Genomic DNA, 1066 nt, shown 5'->3' on the forward strand with positions numbered 1-1066 from the left:
TTAAGCGTTCAACCGCCCATAATAAAAAAACTAACCCCAAAAATAATAAAAAAACAATACTTGAAGCATACAAAGCTTTGGGATAACCGATTCGTACAACATTAATAAAAGGGTATGGATATTGATTAGTATAATGACCTCGGACAAAAATATAAATGCCGTAAGATAGCATTGATAATATTGATCCTATAATGACATGAACGTTGATGCGTCTAAATGGTCCCCAAATCAGCCAACTTAATAAACCCAAAGCAGGTATAACAGCATGTAAACTTTCGTTAGTGATTTTCATTAATACATTAGGCGGGGTATGGATACCTCTTAACACTAAATTATACACAATAGCCGTTATAATCACACCAGCCAAACCATTTAAGCGAATAACTTTAAAACTATATCGATTACAATTGGGGTTAACAGATAGCCACAAACAACTTAATGCCAGCATCAAATTTGATAACACCGTAAAAAAGCTATAATAATAAATTAATCGACCTATGGAAGATTCTGGTTGCCAAGGACGAAACTTTGTATGCCAATAAATATAAGTTTCCATGGCAATAATTGCGATAGCAAACAGTGCTATAAAAAGATTAATACTTCGCTTTAGCATAAAAAATAAATATAGATAAAACAGTACATCAGTATACACCAAACAGTATAAAAGCAAAAAGTTAACTGATTATTTTAAATTAATGCAAATAATTTAAAATAATCAGTTTTTAATATATAAATAAAATGCAATTTAACTAAAACATACTAACTAATGTCTACTGAGTGATATAAAAATAAATATGTAAATGCACCAAACTTAGTACACAACTCACGTAGAAAATTAAGCTGCTTGTTTTAGTGTTTTATACTCAATCGGTGTCATGTTATTTAATGCCTCATGCGGTCTTTCGGTGTTATAAATCGTTAGCCATTCTTCGGTTATTCACCTTGCTTGTGCTAAGTTGTTAAAAAGATATAAATCAAGTACTTCAGTACGATAGGTACGATTAAATCGTTCAATATAACCATTTTGATAAGGGCTACCGGGCTTTATATAATCAATGGCTATATC

1 protein-coding gene and 1 pseudogene are annotated in these 1066 nt (G+C 30.9%); both read right to left on the bottom strand.

Annotation, left to right across the window (positions count from 1 at the left end; genetic code table 11):
• A partial coding sequence (locus A9G37_RS09415) for a Pr6Pr family membrane protein (RefSeq protein WP_065575357.1) occupies positions 1-613 on the bottom strand: 613 nt, incomplete at its 3' end.
• A 222-nt stretch (positions 614-835) separates the two neighbouring features.
• Positions 836-1066: pseudogene (locus A9G37_RS13245) on the bottom strand (integrase core domain-containing protein); the annotation flags it as partial.

It is taken from the genome of Gilliamella sp. GillExp13, assembly GCF_001690815.1.
GTDB classification, from domain to species: domain Bacteria; phylum Pseudomonadota; class Gammaproteobacteria; order Enterobacterales; family Orbaceae; genus Gilliamella; species Gilliamella bombi.